This window comes from Enterobacter sp. BIDMC92 (assembly GCF_001030225.1).
Taxonomy (GTDB): domain Bacteria; phylum Pseudomonadota; class Gammaproteobacteria; order Enterobacterales; family Enterobacteriaceae; genus Enterobacter; species Enterobacter sichuanensis.
Map to the genome: position 1 here is coordinate 1,525,027 of NZ_KQ087598.1, position 14,758 is coordinate 1,539,784.

The following is a 14,758-nucleotide window of genomic DNA, read 5'->3' on the forward strand; positions in this document are numbered from 1 at the left end:
TTCCTGCTGGCGCGATTATCATATATGTTTAATCATATATGTTTTGTTGGCAGGTGAGAAGGTGAGATTAGAGGCAGGGGAATTTCAGACAACAAAAAACCCATCAACCTTGAACCAAAACGGCGGGGTTGATGGGCTCCACAAATTGGGGACATCAAAGAAAAGCAGTGGCACTAGTTATGACTGCCCCCTGATTAAAAAGTTCTGCGCGTAACAAAAATTTTTTCGTTATGCGCAAACGTCAGCGTTATCCGAGTCCTGGCCAGATGATGATGATCAGCGTACCCGCCAGTGTCAGCAGTACGTTAGCGATAGCATACGTGCCCGCATAGCCCAGCGCCGGGATGTTGCTGCGCGCGGTATCACTGATGATTTCCATGGCCGGCGCACAGGTACGCGCCCCCATCATTGCCCCGAAGAGCAGGGCACGGTTCATGCGCAGCACGTAGGCGCCGAACAGGAAGCAGATCACCACCGGCACCAGGCTGACGATAAGTCCGGAAACCAACATCTGCCAGCCGACAGCGCCCAGGCTGTGGCCAATGCCGCTGCCGGCGCTTAAGCCAACGCCCGCCATAAAGACCATCAGACCGAACTCTTTCACCATGTTCAGCGCGCCCTGCGGAATGTAACCGAAGGTCGGGTGGTTCGCGCGCAGGAAGCCCAGCATGATCCCGGCGAACAGCAGCCCGGCGGCGTTACCGATGCCGAAGCTAAAGTTGCTGAACTGGAAGGTGATCATCCCGATCATCAGGCCAACGATAAAGAAAGCGCAGAAGGCCAGCAGGTCGGTGACCTGGCTGTGAATGGAGATAAAGCCGATGCGGTCAGCGACGGTTTTCACGCGGCGGGCGTCGCCGCTCACCTGCAGCACGTCACCTTTATTCAGGACAACGTTGTCGTCGATGGGCATCTCAATCTGGCTGCGGATCACGCGGTTGAGGAAGCAGCCGTGGTCGGTCAGCTTCAGCTGCGCCAGACGGCGGCCTACGGCGTTATGGTTTTTCACCACGATCTCTTCGGTGACGATGCGCATGTCGAGCAGATCGCGGTCGAACACCTCTTTGCCGTTACGGAAGCTCGGGTCGAGTCGCGCGTGGGCATCCGGGTAGCCCACCAGTGCAATGTCGTCGCCCATCTGCAGCACCGCATCGCCGTCCGGGTTCGCCAGAATGCCGTTGCGGCGGATACGTTCGATGTAGCAGCCCGTCTGACGGTAAATGCCCAGTTCGCGGAGGTTTTTGCCGTCCGCCCAGGCCACCAGCTCCGGCCCGACGCGGTAGGCGCGGATCACCGGGAGATAAACTTTACGTTTGGAGTCGGTATCCAGACCGCGCTCGCGGGCGATTTGCTGGGCGCTGGTCTGCAGATCCTGATGCTGCAGTTTTGGCAGATAGCGTGCGCCCACAATCAGGCTCACCAGACCAATCAAATAGGTCAGGGCATAACCCAGGCTCAGGTGGTCGAGGGCGGTAGAGAGCTGTTCCCCGGCCATACCGGAATGGCGCAGGGTATCACCGGCACCCACCAGCACGGGGGTGGAGGTCATGGAGCCTGCCAGCATACCGGCCGTTAACCCGATATCCCAGCCAAACAGTTTGCCCAGCCCTAAGGCGATCAGCAGCGCGCTGCCGACCATCACCAGTGCCAGCATCAGATAATTTTTGCCGTCACGGAAGAAAATTGAAAAAAAGTTAGGTCCCGCTTCCACGCCAACACAAAAAATAAACAGCATAAAACCTAAGTTGAGCGCGTCCGTGTTAATGCTGAAATGCTGCTGGCCTAATAATAAGGAGACGACTAAAACGCCAATGGAATTACCCAGTTGAACTGAACCGAGACGCAATTTACCCAGGCAAAGACCCAGCGCCAGTACCACAAATAATAACAGGATGTAATTCCCGTTTAACAAGTCTGCGACGTTTATATTCACGGAGGCTAACTTCTTGTTTACCAGTAAGTTGTTGAATGAAAGGACTATTTGGGCTACTGTTTTCTGGGTCAGGGAACGCGTACAACACTCCCTGTATCCTAATTTATTCCCTAAAACATTAGCTGGCCGATAGTTTAATCGTATTAGCTACTGACAGCTACCTATTATCGCATAACCCTGTGCGGGCTTTGGCAAGGATTGCCACATTGCTTTATCTGACTGGGCGTCCACTGGACGAAGCTGTATTTGATAGAGATGAAGTCAGGAGGATAGTTTGAACATTACACGGAACTGGGCGGGGGTGATCAGCTGCTTTTTGCTGTTTATCGTCGTATGCATGGCGCTCGCTTTTAATGTGAAAGGGGCGTTCAGGGCTGCCGGTCACCCGGAGCTCGGGCTGCTCTTTTTTACCCTGCCGGGAGCGGCAGCCAGTTTCCTCTCCCGTAAAGGGGAGGTGGTTAAGCCACTGATCGGCGCCATGCTGGCCGCACCGCTCTGTTTGCTGCTGATGCGGTTACTGTATGTCCCGACGAGAAGTTTCTGGCAGGAGCTGGCGTGGTTACTGAGTGCGGTATTCTGGTGCGCGCTGGGGGCGCTGTGCTATTTGTTTGTGTGCAGTCTGCTTAAGCACTGGCGACACCACAAATAAAAACGCCCTCCAGGTGAGGGCGTCTTAGTGTTACTGGGCGGCAAACAAACCCAGATGCTCTTTAGCGTAAGCTTCAAAGTCGGTGCAGCCACCAATGTGTTTCTGATCGAGGAAAATCTGCGGTACGGTTTCTACCGGTTTACCCACGGTTTTTTCCAGATCGGCTTTGGTGATGCCTTCTGCGTGGATATCCACATAGCGGAAGTTAAAGTCATCACGCTCTTCAGTCAGTTTTTCAGCCAGCTCTTTTGCGCGCACACAGTAAGGGCATCCTGGACGACCAAAAATTACTGCAAACATTTCTCTCTCCTCAAAAAACAAGCCTGACGGCGAATAGGACATATAGTGCCCGATAAACTGCCGTCATTAAAGAAGGTTTCGCCTGTCACTTTGATACAGTAAGGCTATGTTTCGCCAATTACACCGCGCAAATGATTGCCTATACTGGCTGCAATACGGTTTAAGCACGACAAAGAGAGACAAGATGACACCAACGATTGACCTGCTCCTTTCCCATCGTTCCATTCGACACTTTACCGGTGAACCGATTACCGAAGCGCAGCGCGAAGCGATTATTAACAGCGCAAGAGCGACCTCCAGCTCCAGCTTCCTGCAGTGCAGCTCCATTATCCGCATCACCGACCCGGCCCTGCGCGAGCAGCTGGTTTCACTCACTGGCGGGCAGAAACACGTGGCGCAGGCCGCGGAGTTCTGGGTGTTCTGTGCCGACTTTAACCGCCACCTGCAGATCTGCCCTGAGGCCGAATTAGGCCTGGCAGAACAGCTGCTGCTGGGCGTAGTGGATACCGCGCTGATGGCGCAAAACGCCTTTACGGCGGCAGAGTCGCTGGGGTTAGGCGGTGTGTATATCGGCGGGCTGCGTAACAACATTGAAAGCGTGACCGAACTGCTGAAGCTGCCAAAACATGTCCTGCCGCTGTTTGGCCTGTGCCTTGGCTGGCCGGCGGATAACCCGGATCTGAAGCCGCGTATTCCTGCTGCCATGCTGGTGCACGAAAACCACTACCAGCCGCTCGATCGCGACGTGCTGGAGCAATACGACGAGGAGCTGGCGCACTACTATATGACCCGCGGGAGCAATACCCGTCGCGATACCTGGAGCGACCATATTCGCCGCACCATCATTAAAGAAAATCGTCCGTTTATTCTTGATTACCTGCACAAACAGGGCTGGGCGACGCGATAGTCCATTTATCCTGTGCCTGCCTGCGTATATGATACGCAGGCTTTTTCCATGTCTTTAGCGAGGTGCAGGGTGAAAATTGCCATATTATCCCGGGATGGAACGCTCTATTCATGTAAACGCCTGCGAGAAGCGGCGGCAAAGCGCGGGCATCAGGTTGAAATCCTCGATCCGATGTCCTGCTATATGAACATCGATCCCGCGGCCTCATCGATTCACTACAAAGGCCGCAAGCTGCCGCATTTTGATGCGGTGATCCCCCGCATCGGCTCCCAGATCACCTATTACGGCACCGCCGCGCTGCGCCAGTTCGAGATGCTGGGCAGCTACCCGCTCAACGAATCCGTCGCCATTTCCCGTGCCCGGGATAAGCTGCGCTCACTGCAGCTGCTCGCCCGTCAGGGGATCGATCTTCCGGTGACCGGCATCGCTCACTCCCCGGACGACACCAGCGATCTCATCGACATGGTGGGCGGCGCGCCGCTGGTCATCAAGCTGGTAGAAGGCACCCAGGGCATTGGCGTGGTGCTGGCGGAGACGCGTCAGGCGGCGGAGAGCGTGATTGACGCCTTCCGGGGCCTGAACGCCCATATTCTGGTGCAGGAGTACATCGAAGAGGCCAAAGGGCGTGACATCCGCTGCTTCGTGGTGGGGAATGAAGTCGTGGCGGCCATCGAACGCCAGGCGAAAGAGGGCGATTTTCGCTCCAATCTCCATCGCGGAGGCATTGCGCGGGTGGCAACGATCAGCGATCGTGAGCGTGAGATAGCGGTGAAAGCTGCGCAAACGCTGGGGCTGGATGTCGCGGGTGTTGATCTTCTGCGGGCGACGCGCGGGCCGCTGGTGATGGAGGTGAATGCCTCGCCGGGGCTGGAAGGCGTGGAAAAAACCACAGGGGTCGATATTGCGGGTAAAATGATCGCATGGATCGAGCGTCATGCGACCCCAGGTTACTGTCTGAAAACGGGTGGGTGAATGGTATTGATCGTACTTTTTGCGTACCCTATGCGAAGTTTTTATTAAAGAGGCTGCACAGCGATGGATTTACAGGTCGTTCCAACACTGGATACGTTACGTCAATGGCTCGATGATGCGGGTATTACGTTCTTTGAATGTGATTCCTGCCAGGCGCTGCATCTGCCTCATATGCAGAATTTTGACGGCATTTTTGACGCCAAAATCGATCTCATTAACGACGTGATCCTCTTCTCCGCGCTGGCCGAAGTGAAGCCGTCTGCGCTGCTGGCGCTGGCCTCGGACCTGTCAGCGATCAACGCCAGTTCTTTGACGGTGAAAGCATTTCTCGACATACAGGATGATAATCTGCCAAAACTGGTCGTTTGCCAGTCTTTATTCTCCGGTGCCGGGCTGTCGTTCAAGCAGTTCGCCTGGTTTATGCGCTTGAGCGAAGAGCAAATTTCCATGGTCATGATGGAAGCCAGTGCACACCATCTTCTGTACAGCGCGGAAGATGATGCAGAGAATAATGATGCATCTCCCAATTTTCTTCACTAAACCTGTCTGACTTTTGCGCAGTCGCTGCCATAGCGGCTGCAGAAGGCCATTTTTTCTGCTGCTTTTAACCTTTCCTTAAAGAATTTTTCACCTCCCCAAAGGCCATTTCGGCTTATCACGTAGACATAACCTGCATAAAAAATTGATAAAAGGCGTTTTTTCGTCTGGGCTATAGCCGGGGACACGGGCTACAGTTATTCTTGCGATGCTTAAAAAAGCGAGCGGAGGCTGCCGGATAAAGAGGTTTCTTTTTATTTCGGGCAGAGCGACAAACTATGCATGATTTTTGCATATATCCAGATTGCACAGTTTTAGTTCGTTTGTTAACGAGCTTTCAGAAGGAATAACACTATGATCGCCTTGAATAAAAAATGGTTATCGGGTCTGGTTGCGGGTGCTCTGATGGCCGTCTCTGCCGGCACGCTCGCTGCGGAACAAAAAACGCTGCACGTCTACAACTGGTCTGACTATATTGCGCCGGACACGGTCGCGAATTTTGAAAAAGAGACCGGCATTAAAGTGGTCTATGACGTGTTCGATTCCAACGAAGTGCTGGAAGGCAAACTGATGGCAGGCAGCACCGGGTTCGACCTCGTGGTACCGTCTGCTAGCTTCCTGGAGCGTCAGCTTACTGCCGGCGTCTTCCAGCCGCTGGATAAGAGCAAATTACCGAACTGGAAAAACCTCGACCCGGAAGTGCTGAAGCTGGTGGCCAAACACGACCCGGAGAACAAATACGCGATGCCGTATCTGTGGGCGACCACCGGTATTGGCTACAACGTCGATAAAGTCAAAGCGGCGCTGGGCCCGGATGTCAAGCTGGACAGCTGGGACGTGGTGCTGAAGCCGGAAAACCTTGCGAAGCTGAAAAGCTGCGGCGTCTCCTTCCTCGATGCGCCGGAGGAGATCTTCGCCACCGTGCTGAACTACCTGGGCAAAGATCCGAACAGCAACAAGGCGGATGATTACACCGGTCCGGCGACGGAGCTGCTGCTGAAGCTGCGTCCAAACATTCGTTACTTCCACTCGTCTCAGTACATCAATGACCTGGCGAACGGCGATATCTGCGTCGCGATTGGCTGGGCAGGGGACGTATGGCAGGCGGCTAACCGCGCGAAAGAGGCGAAAAACGGCGTGAATGTCTCCTACTTCATTCCGAAAGAGGGGGCGCTGGCCTTCTTTGACGTCTTCGCGATGCCGACGGATGCGAAAAACAAAGATGAAGCTTATCAGTTCCTCAACTACCTGATGCGTCCTGACGTGATCGCCCACATCAGCGACCATGTTTACTACGCAAACGGTAACAAGGCCTCCGTGCCGCTGGTGAGCGAAGAAATCCGTAATAACCCGGCTATCTATCCGCCAGCGGATGTGTTCGCCAAGCTCTTCACCCTGAAAGTTCAGGATCCAAAAATTGACCGTGTGCGTACCCGCGCGTGGACCAAGGTGAAAAGCGGTAAATAACGGCGTTTGGGATGGTTGCCCGGTGGCGCTATCGCTTACCGGGCCTATACAACCCGTAGGCCGGGCAAGCGTTAGCGCCGCCCGGCGATGCGCACCCTGACGGTGCGTTTGCACCAGTTTTGATCTATGCCGGAGAGCACCCCGTGAATGACGCGATCCCCCGCCCGCAGGCGAAAGTCCGTAAAGCGCTGACCCCGCTTCTTGAAATTCGTAACCTCACCAAATCTTTCGATGGCCAGCATGCCGTGGACGACGTCAGCCTGACTATCTATAAAGGCGAAATTTTTGCCCTACTGGGGGCGTCTGGCTGCGGCAAATCGACCCTGCTGCGTATGCTGGCCGGTTTTGAACAGCCCACGGCCGGGCAGATCATGCTTGATGGCGTGGATCTCTCCAGCGTGCCGCCGTATCAGCGCCCCATTAACATGATGTTCCAGTCTTACGCGCTTTTTCCGCACATGACGGTGGAGCAGAACATCGCCTTTGGCCTGAAGCAGGATAAGCTGCCGAAGGCTGAAATTACCGCGCGCGTGGCCGAGATGCTGAGCCTGGTGCATATGCAGGAGTTCGCGAAACGTAAACCGCACCAGCTCTCTGGCGGTCAGCGTCAGCGTGTGGCGCTGGCCAGAAGCCTGGCGAAACGCCCGAAGCTGCTGCTGCTTGATGAGCCGATGGGCGCGCTGGATAAAAAGCTGCGCGACCGTATGCAGCTCGAAGTGGTGGATATTCTCGAACGCGTAGGCGTGACCTGCGTGATGGTCACCCACGACCAGGAAGAAGCCATGACCATGGCCGGACGTATCGCGATCATGAACCGCGGCAAGTTCGTGCAGATTGGCGAGCCGGAAGAGATTTATGAGCATCCGACCACCCGCTACAGCGCTGAGTTCATCGGTTCGGTTAACGTCTTTGAAGGGCTGCTGAAAGCGCGTCAGGAAGATGGCCTGATCATCGAATCGCCGGGGCTGCAGCATCCGCTTAAGGTCGATCCGGATAACTCCGTGGTGGATAACGTGCCGGTCTACGTCGCGCTGCGCCCGGAGAAGATCATGCTCTGCGACGATCCCCCTGCCGATGGCTATAACTTTGCCGTGGGTGAAGTGGTGCACATTGCCTATCTGGGCGATCTCTCCATCTACCACGTGCGCCTGAAAAGCGGGCAGATGCTGAGCGCCCAGTTGCAGAACGAACACCGCTATCGCAAAGGCCAGCCAACCTGGGGTGACGAGGTGCGCCTGTGCTGGGATGCGGACAGCTGTGTTGTGCTGACGGTATAAGGAGCGGCCAATGAGTACACTTGAACCTCCAGCCCGCGCAGGTAAACCGGGCGGCGTTGCCAGCTGGCTGACTCGCATGCAGATGAACCACGGCCGCAAGCTGGTGATCGCCATGCCTTACGTGTGGCTGATCCTGCTGTTTCTGCTGCCGTTCCTGATTGTTTTCAAGATAAGCCTGGCGGAAATGGCGCGGGCGATCCCTCCCTACACCAACCTGCTGGACTGGGCCGACGGGCAACTGACGCTGACGCTGAATCTCGGCAACTTCCTGCAACTGACGGATGACCCGCTCTATTTCGAGGCGTACCTGCAGTCGCTGCAGGTCGCGGCGATCTCGACGCTCTGCTGTCTGGTGATGGGCTATCCGCTGGCATGGGCCGTGGCGCACAGTAAACCGTCGACGCGGAATATTTTGCTGCTGCTGGTGATCCTGCCGTCGTGGACCTCGTTCCTGATCCGCGTTTACGCGTGGATGGGGATCCTGAAAAACAACGGCGTGCTGAACAACTTCCTGATGTGGTTAGGCGTTATCGATCAGCCGCTGACGATCCTGCACACCAACCTCGCGGTTTATATTGGCATTGTGTATGCCTATCTGCCGTTTATGGTGCTGCCGATCTATACGGCGCTGACGCGTATTGATTACTCGCTGGTGGAAGCCTCGCTGGATCTCGGTGCCCGTCCGCTAAAAACCTTCTTCAGCGTCATTGTCCCGCTGACCAAAGGCGGCATTATCGCCGGGTCGATGCTGGTCTTTATCCCGGCGGTAGGGGAGTTTGTGATCCCGGAACTGCTCGGCGGGCCAGACAGCATCATGATTGGCCGCGTGCTGTGGCAGGAGTTCTTCAATAACCGCGACTGGCCGGTGGCGTCGGCGGTGGCGATCGTGATGTTACTGCTGCTGATCGTGCCGATCATGTGGTTCCACAAGCATCAGCAGAAACAGATGGGAGACCACGGATGAACAACTTACCGGTAGTGCGCTCCCCGTGGCGAATAGCGATCCTGGTTATCGGCTTTACCTTCCTGTATGCGCCGATGCTGATGCTGGTGATCTACTCGTTCAACAGCTCCAAACTGGTGACGGTGTGGGCCGGCTGGTCGACGCGCTGGTACAGCGAGCTGTTCCACGATGATGCGATGATGAGCGCGGTGGGGCTGAGCCTGACCATTGCGGCGCTGGCGGCGACAATGGCGTCCGTGCTGGGCACGATCGCCGCGCTGGTGATGGTGCGCTTTGGCCGTTTTCGCGGTTCGAACGGGTTTGCCTTTATGATCACCGCGCCGCTGGTCATGCCCGACGTCATCACCGGTCTTGCGCTGCTGCTGCTGTTCGTGGCGCTGGCGCATGCCATCGGCTGGCCGGCGGATCGCGGCATGCTCACCATCTGGCTGGCGCACGTCACCTTCTGTACCGCGTATGTCGCGGTGGTGATCTCCTCGCGCCTGCGCGAGCTGGATCGCTCCATTGAAGAGGCGGCGATGGATCTCGGCGCGACGCCGCTGAAGGTCTTTTTCATCATCACCCTGCCGATGATTATGCCGGCGGTGATCTCCGGCTGGCTGCTGGCGTTTACCCTGTCCCTCGACGATCTGGTGATCGCCAGCTTTGTCTCCGGCCCGGGCGCGACGACGCTGCCGATGCTGGTCTTCTCCAGTGTACGCATGGGGGTCAATCCGGAGATCAACGCTCTGGCCTCGATCATCCTCGGCGTGGTCGGAATTGTCGGATTTATCGCCTGGTATTTGATGGCGCGCGCGGAAAAGCAGCGCGTGCGTGATATCCAGCGTGCAAGACGCGGCTGAAGGATTTAAAATTTCCAGTGATGTGCCGCGCATGACGCGGCACTGTTTTTCAGGGAAGTAAAACATTGGGATTATTAAAGAAATCACGTATTACGCACGCGCGTCCTAACGTTCCTGCGCTGGTTCAGGTGGCGGCGCTCGCCATTATTATGATCCGCTGCCTGGATGTGCTGATGATTCTCAACACCCTGGGCGTGCGCGGCATCGGTGAGTTCATTCACCGCAGCGTGCAGACGTGGAACCTGACGCTGGTCTTTTTGAGCAGCCTGATGCTGGTGTTTATCGAGATCTACTGTGCGTTCTCGCTGGTCAAAGGGCGCAACTGGGCGCGCTGGGTCTATCTGCTGACGCAGGTAACCGCGGCGAGCTATCTGTGGGCGGCTTCGCTGGGATACGGCTACCCGGAACTGTTCAGCATTGCCGGCGGATCCAAACGCGAAATCTTCCACGCGCTGGTCATGCAGAAATTGCCGGATATGCTGGTGCTCCTGTTGCTCTTTGCGCCAGCTTCAAGCCGGCGGTTCTTCCGCCTGCAATAATGTGTATAATCGCAGCCCTCGCTTTCCTTAAGGTTTTCATATGCAGTGCGCACTCTATGACGCCGGACGCTGCCGCTCCTGTCAGTGGATAGAACAGCCGGTCTCTCAACAACTCACCGCCAAAATGGCCGGCCTGCAACAGCTGCTGGCAGCACACGCGGTGGCGGAGTGGTGCGCACCCGTCAGCGGCCCGGAGCAGGGCTTTCGTAATAAAGCCAAAATGGTGGTCAGCGGCAGCGTTGAAAAACCGCTGCTCGGGATGCTGCATCGCGACGGCACGCCGGAAGATTTGACCGACTGCCCGCTCTATCCTGCCTCGTTTGCGCCTGTTTTTGCCGCGCTTAAACCGTTTATCGCGCGGGCCGGGTTAACGCCTTATAACGTCGCCCGCAAGCGCGGTGAGCTGAAATACCTGCTGCTGACGGAGAGTCAGAGAGATGGCGGCATGATGTTGCGTTTTGTGCTGCGCTCGGAAACCAAACTGGAGCAGCTGCGCGCGGCGCTGCCGTGGCTGCAGGAACAGCTTCCGCAGTTAAAGGTCATAACCGCTAACATTCAGCCAGTGCATATGGCGATCATGGAAGGGGAGAAAGAGATCTTCTTCACCGAACAGCACGCGCTGGCCGAGAACTTCAACGGCGTGCCGCTGTGGATCCGCCCGCAAAGCTTCTTCCAGACGAACCCGACGGTGGCGAGTGCGTTATACGCCACCGCCCGCGACTGGGTGCGGTCGCTGAATATCCATCATATGTGGGATCTGTTCTGCGGCGTCGGTGGTTTTGGCCTGCACTGCGCCACGCCTGAGATGCAGCTCACCGGGATTGAGATCTCCGCCGAAGCCATTGCCTGTGCGAAACAGTCCGCCGCCGGGCTGGGTTTGACGAATATCCACTTCCAGGCGCTGGACTCCACGCAGTTCGCGACCGGCCAGGGCAACGTGCCGGCGCTGGTGCTGGTCAACCCGCCGCGCCGTGGCATCGGCAAGGCGCTGTGCGACTACCTGAGCCAGATGGCGCCGGAGTACATCATCTACTCCAGCTGTAACGCGCAGACCATGGCGAAAGACATCGCTGAACTGCCGGGCTATCGCGTTGAATGCGTTCAGCTTTTCGATATGTTCCCGCATACCGCCCATTATGAAGTGCTGACGTTGCTCGTAAAATCTTAAACAAAATGTGAACTCTTCATCCCTGCGAAATCAGGTAAGCTTACGTCATAAGACATGAATGAAGGCTTACCCATGAAGCAGATCCTGCTGGTGGAAGACGACCACGATATCGCGGCGCTTCTGCGACTCAATTTAGAAGACGAAGGCTATGCCATTACCCATGAGCCCGACGGGGGCAACGCCCTGCAGCGTCTTGAAAAACAGCCATGGGATGCGGTGATCCTCGACCTGATGTTGCCCAACGTTGACGGGCTGGAGATTTGCCGCCGTATTCGTCAGATGACGCGTTACCTGCCGGTCATCATTATCAGCGCCCGCAGCAGCGAAACCGACCGCATTACCGGGCTGGAAACCGGTGCCGATGACTATCTGGCAAAACCGTTTTCGGTGCAGGAGTTGATTGCGCGCATCAAAGCCCTGTTCCGCCGCCAGCAGGCGATGGGGCAGGCGCAAACCGACGGTCACATTCAGGCTCATGGTCTGACCATCGATCCGCTGGCGCGCAGCGTGCTGCTTCATGGCCAGGTAGTGGATCTCACCCCGCGTGAATTCGAACTGCTCTACTTCTTTGCCCGTCATCCTGGCGAGGTGTTTTCGCGTCTGGCCCTGCTGGAGCAGGTCTGGGGCTACCAGCACGAAGGCTACGAGCACACTGTGAACACCCACATCAACCGCCTGCGCATCAAGATTGAGAAGGATGCTGCCGAGCCGGAGATCATTCGCACCGTCTGGGGCAAGGGCTACAAATTTGCGGAGGCGCACCATGATGCGCCGCTTTAGCCTCAGCCAGCGCCTGATGCTGCTGTTTATTCTGCTGATGATGCTCTGCGCCACCGTCGCCTGTGCGGTGCAGCTCTACAGCAGTATGCAGTACGGTAATGCGATGGTGCAGCGGTTGTCGGGCGGGCTGGCGCAGCAGATTGTCCAGCGTGAACCGATTCTGGACGCGCAGGGCAGGGTTGACCGCAGCGCGCTGAAACCGCTGTTTGGCCGGCTGATGACCTTTAACCCCAGCGTTGAGCTGTACGTCGTCTCCCCGGACGGCACGCTGCTGGCCGATGCCGCACCGCCCGGCCATATTCAGCGACAAACTATCGACCTTGCTCCGGTGCAGAGCTTCCTCAGCGGCGAGGTCATGCCGATCTATGGCGACGATCCGCGCAGCCAGAGTAAAAAAGTCTTCAGCGCGACGCCGCTGCGTCAGGACGGCGAGCTTAAAGGCTATCTGTACATTATTTTGCAGGGCGAGGAGTCGAACGCGCTGGCGGAAATGGCCTGGCATAAGGCGCTGTGGAGTACCGTCCTCTGGTCATTGCTGTGGGTAGCGCTGTTTGGACTGCTGGCGGGCTTACTGATCTGGTACTGGGTCACGCGTCCGGTCAAACGCCTGACCCGTGAAGTGGCCGGGCTGGAGCAGGACAGCATCAGCGCCATCAGGCAGCTGGCGGCACAGCATCCGGACGCGGCGGCGAAAGATGAAGTGGCGCTCCTGCGCAACAGTTTTATCGAACTGGCGCGTAAAATCACCCAACAATGGGATCAGCTGGCGGACAGCGATCGCCAGCGCCGGGAATTTATCGCCAATATCTCACACGATCTCCGCACACCGCTGACGTCGCTGCTGGGCTATCTCGAAACCCTGTCGCTCAAATCCGCGACCCTGACGCCGCAGGAGCACCAGCAGTATCTCGCCACCGCCCTGCGTCAGGGGCAGAAGGTGCGACATCTCTCCCAGCAGCTGTTTGAGCTGGCGCGTCTTGAACATGGCGGCATTAAACCGCAGCGCGAGCGTTTCGCGATGGCGGAGCTGATTTCAGACGTGGCGCAGAAGTTTGAATTAACCGCCCGCACCCGGGAGGTGAACCTGCATATTGATGTGCCGGGACCGCTGCCGCTGATTAATGCCGATGTGTCGATGATTGAGAGGGTGGTGACCAACCTGCTCGATAACGCGATGCGGCATACGCCAGCCGGCGGGGAGATCCGTCTGGCGGTCTGGCAGGAGAATCAACAGCTTCAGGTTGAAGTGGCCGACAACGGAACGGGTGTTGATGCCGCGCTGCGCGACGATCTGTTCCAGCGGCCATCGGCGTTGACGACCCAGGCATCACGCGAGGATCGCGGCGGGTTAGGACTGCTGATTGTGAAACGGATGCTGGAGCTGCACGGAGGCGGGATCAGGCTGATGGAGTCGGTGAGTGGGGCGCGTTTTCGCTTCTTTGTTCCGCTGTAGAATTGCCGGATGACGCTACGCTTATCCGGCCTGGAATTCCCCCCGCAGGCCGGGTAAGGCGTAGCCGCCACCCGCCAAAAAAATCTTACTGCGGGAACCACTGCTCGCTGATTTTCTGATACGTACCGTCGGCTTTAATCGCTTTCAGCGCGCCGTTCAGTTTTTCCAGCAGGGCTTTGTTATCCGGACGAACCGCGATACCCAGACCCGTGCCGAAGTACTGTGGATCGGTCACTTTTTCCGTGGCGGTGCCCAGCTGCGGGTTGGTTTTCAGCCATTCGTTCACCACGGCGGTATCACCGAATACGCCATCGATACGGCCGTTTTTCAGGTCGATAATCGCATTCTGGTAGCTGTCATAGGCCACGGTTTTCACTTCAGGATGCTTGTCCTGCAGGTACTTCTGGTGGGTGGTGCCGTTTTCCATCCCGATGCGTTTGCCTTTCAGCTCGTCGAAGGACTTGTACGCCCCTTTCTTCGCAATCACCACCGCCGAGTTGGCGTAGTACGGGTCGGTGAAGGCCACCTGCTTGCTGCGCTCAGGCGTGATGTCCATCCCGGAGATCACCGCATCGTATTTTTTAAATTTCAGCGACGGGATCAGGCTGTCGAAGGCATGGTTGGTAAAGGTGCAGTCGGCCTGCATCTGTTTGCACAGCGCTTTCGCCAGGTCGATATCGAAACCGACGATCTGGTTGCTGGCATCCAGCGATTCAAACGGCGGATAGGTGGCGGAAACGCCAAAATTGATTTTATCCGCAGCGGATGCGCCAGCGGCGAACGTTGCCAGTAAGGCGGCCAGAACTAACTTTTTCATTATCATACTCCCGTCTGTAGGTCCTATGAATAAACAATGCCAGCAAATGAATTTATATTCAATAAAAATGATTAAATATTATTTCTGATATAAAAAAAAGCGGATAACCAGAAGGTTACCCGCATTGGTGTTTATATTTTATGCATTATGTAG

15 protein-coding genes are annotated in these 14,758 nt (G+C 56.6%); 12 read left to right on the forward strand and 3 right to left on the reverse strand.

All coding sequences use genetic code 11. The features are described 5' to 3' along the window. Positions 1-247: 247 nt before the first annotated feature. Positions 248-1,933, reverse strand: coding sequence for an aspartate:alanine antiporter (locus SP99_RS06955; protein ID WP_008503440.1), 1,686 nt, complete (start codon positions 1,931-1,933; stop codon positions 248-250). A gap of 274 nt (positions 1,934-2,207) precedes the next feature. Between SP99_RS06955 and SP99_RS06960 the strand changes: the two genes are divergently transcribed. After that, the gene (locus tag SP99_RS06960; RefSeq protein WP_045284541.1) at positions 2,208-2,582 is read left to right on the forward strand and encodes an inner membrane protein YbjM; all 375 of its coding nucleotides are present in this window, start codon (positions 2,208-2,210) and stop codon (positions 2,580-2,582) included. A 30-nt stretch (positions 2,583-2,612) separates the two neighbouring features. Here the strand turns inward: SP99_RS06960 and SP99_RS06965 are convergent, their stop codons facing one another. Next, positions 2,613-2,882, reverse strand: coding sequence for a GrxA family glutaredoxin (locus SP99_RS06965; RefSeq protein WP_006809455.1), 270 nt, complete (start codon positions 2,880-2,882; stop codon positions 2,613-2,615). 184 nt (positions 2,883-3,066) lie between these two features. Here SP99_RS06965 and nfsA point away from each other — a divergent pair, with 184 nt between their 5' ends. The 11 genes from nfsA to SP99_RS07020 all read left to right on the forward strand — a co-directional run bounded on the left by nfsA (position 3,067) and on the right by SP99_RS07020 (position 13,788). Further along, positions 3,067-3,789, forward strand: coding sequence for a nitroreductase NfsA (nfsA, locus tag SP99_RS06970; RefSeq protein WP_047958114.1), 723 nt, complete (start codon positions 3,067-3,069; stop codon positions 3,787-3,789). Between the two features lie 69 nt (positions 3,790-3,858). Beyond that, positions 3,859-4,761 (forward strand): 30S ribosomal protein S6--L-glutamate ligase, encoded by a 903-nt coding sequence (gene rimK / locus SP99_RS06975; protein ID WP_025756080.1) that lies wholly within the window; start codon positions 3,859-3,861, stop codon positions 4,759-4,761. Positions 4,762-4,824: 63 nt separating this feature from the next. Then, a complete protein-coding gene (locus SP99_RS06980) occupies positions 4,825-5,301 on the forward strand; it encodes a YbjN domain-containing protein (RefSeq protein ID WP_047958115.1) in 477 nt (158 codons plus the stop codon). Between the two features lie 351 nt (positions 5,302-5,652). Next, positions 5,653-6,765 carry a spermidine/putrescine ABC transporter substrate-binding protein PotF gene (gene potF / locus SP99_RS06985; RefSeq protein ID WP_047958116.1) on the forward strand — a complete coding sequence of 371 codons (1,113 nt, stop codon included), beginning with the start codon at positions 5,653-5,655 and terminating at the stop codon, positions 6,763-6,765. A 143-nt stretch (positions 6,766-6,908) separates the two neighbouring features. Continuing rightward, positions 6,909-8,042, forward strand: a complete 1,134-nt coding sequence (gene potG / locus SP99_RS06990; protein ID WP_025756077.1) for a putrescine ABC transporter ATP-binding subunit PotG — start codon at positions 6,909-6,911, stop codon at positions 8,040-8,042. Between the two features lie 10 nt (positions 8,043-8,052). Then, complete coding sequence (potH, locus tag SP99_RS06995) at positions 8,053-9,006, forward strand: putrescine ABC transporter permease PotH (RefSeq protein ID WP_047958117.1); 954 nt, start codon at positions 8,053-8,055, stop codon at positions 9,004-9,006. Next, positions 9,003-9,848 carry a putrescine ABC transporter permease PotI gene (gene potI, locus SP99_RS07000; protein WP_023310934.1) on the forward strand — a complete coding sequence of 282 codons (846 nt, stop codon included), beginning with the start codon at positions 9,003-9,005 and terminating at the stop codon, positions 9,846-9,848. The genes potH and potI overlap by 4 nt, the downstream gene beginning before the upstream one ends. A gap of 65 nt (positions 9,849-9,913) precedes the next feature. After that, the gene (locus SP99_RS07005; RefSeq protein WP_025756075.1) at positions 9,914-10,387 is read left to right on the forward strand and encodes a YbjO family protein; all 474 of its coding nucleotides are present in this window, start codon (positions 9,914-9,916) and stop codon (positions 10,385-10,387) included. 40 nt (positions 10,388-10,427) lie between these two features. After that, entirely contained in the window at positions 10,428-11,555 is a 1,128-nt protein-coding gene (gene rlmC / locus SP99_RS07010; RefSeq protein WP_047958118.1) for a 23S rRNA (uracil(747)-C(5))-methyltransferase RlmC, read from the forward strand. A gap of 72 nt (positions 11,556-11,627) precedes the next feature. After that, on the forward strand, positions 11,628-12,335 hold the full coding sequence (locus SP99_RS07015) for a response regulator transcription factor (RefSeq protein WP_025756073.1): 708 nt from the start codon (positions 11,628-11,630) through the stop codon (positions 12,333-12,335). Then, a complete protein-coding gene (locus SP99_RS07020; RefSeq protein WP_047958119.1) occupies positions 12,319-13,788 on the forward strand; it encodes a sensor histidine kinase in 1,470 nt (489 codons plus the stop codon). The genes SP99_RS07015 and SP99_RS07020 overlap by 17 nt, the downstream gene beginning before the upstream one ends. 85 nt (positions 13,789-13,873) lie before the next feature. On the opposite strand, the gene artJ is transcribed toward SP99_RS07020, so the two are convergent. Further along, complete coding sequence (gene artJ, locus SP99_RS07025) at positions 13,874-14,605, reverse strand: arginine ABC transporter substrate-binding protein ArtJ (RefSeq protein WP_015571008.1); 732 nt, start codon at positions 14,603-14,605, stop codon at positions 13,874-13,876. Positions 14,606-14,758: the final 153 nt, after the last annotated feature.

Coding starts and splice junctions, on each gene's coding strand:
- nfsA (WP_047958114.1), top strand. CDS start 3,067: ATGACACCAACGATTGACCTGCTCCTTTCCCATCGTTCCATTCGACAC.
- SP99_RS06980 (WP_047958115.1), top strand. CDS start 4,825: ATGGATTTACAGGTCGTTCCAACACTGGATACGTTACGTCAATGGCTC.
- artJ (WP_015571008.1), bottom strand. CDS start 14,605: ATGAAAAAGTTAGTTCTGGCCGCCTTACTGGCAACGTTCGCCGCTGGC.
- rlmC (WP_047958118.1), top strand. CDS start 10,428: ATGCAGTGCGCACTCTATGACGCCGGACGCTGCCGCTCCTGTCAGTGG.
- SP99_RS06965 (WP_006809455.1), bottom strand. CDS start 2,882: ATGTTTGCAGTAATTTTTGGTCGTCCAGGATGCCCTTACTGTGTGCGC.
- potF (WP_047958116.1), top strand. CDS start 5,653: ATGATCGCCTTGAATAAAAAATGGTTATCGGGTCTGGTTGCGGGTGCT.
- SP99_RS07020 (WP_047958119.1), top strand. CDS start 12,319: ATGATGCGCCGCTTTAGCCTCAGCCAGCGCCTGATGCTGCTGTTTATT.
- SP99_RS07015 (WP_025756073.1), top strand. CDS start 11,628: ATGAAGCAGATCCTGCTGGTGGAAGACGACCACGATATCGCGGCGCTT.
- potI (WP_023310934.1), top strand. CDS start 9,003: ATGAACAACTTACCGGTAGTGCGCTCCCCGTGGCGAATAGCGATCCTG.
- potH (WP_047958117.1), top strand. CDS start 8,053: ATGAGTACACTTGAACCTCCAGCCCGCGCAGGTAAACCGGGCGGCGTT.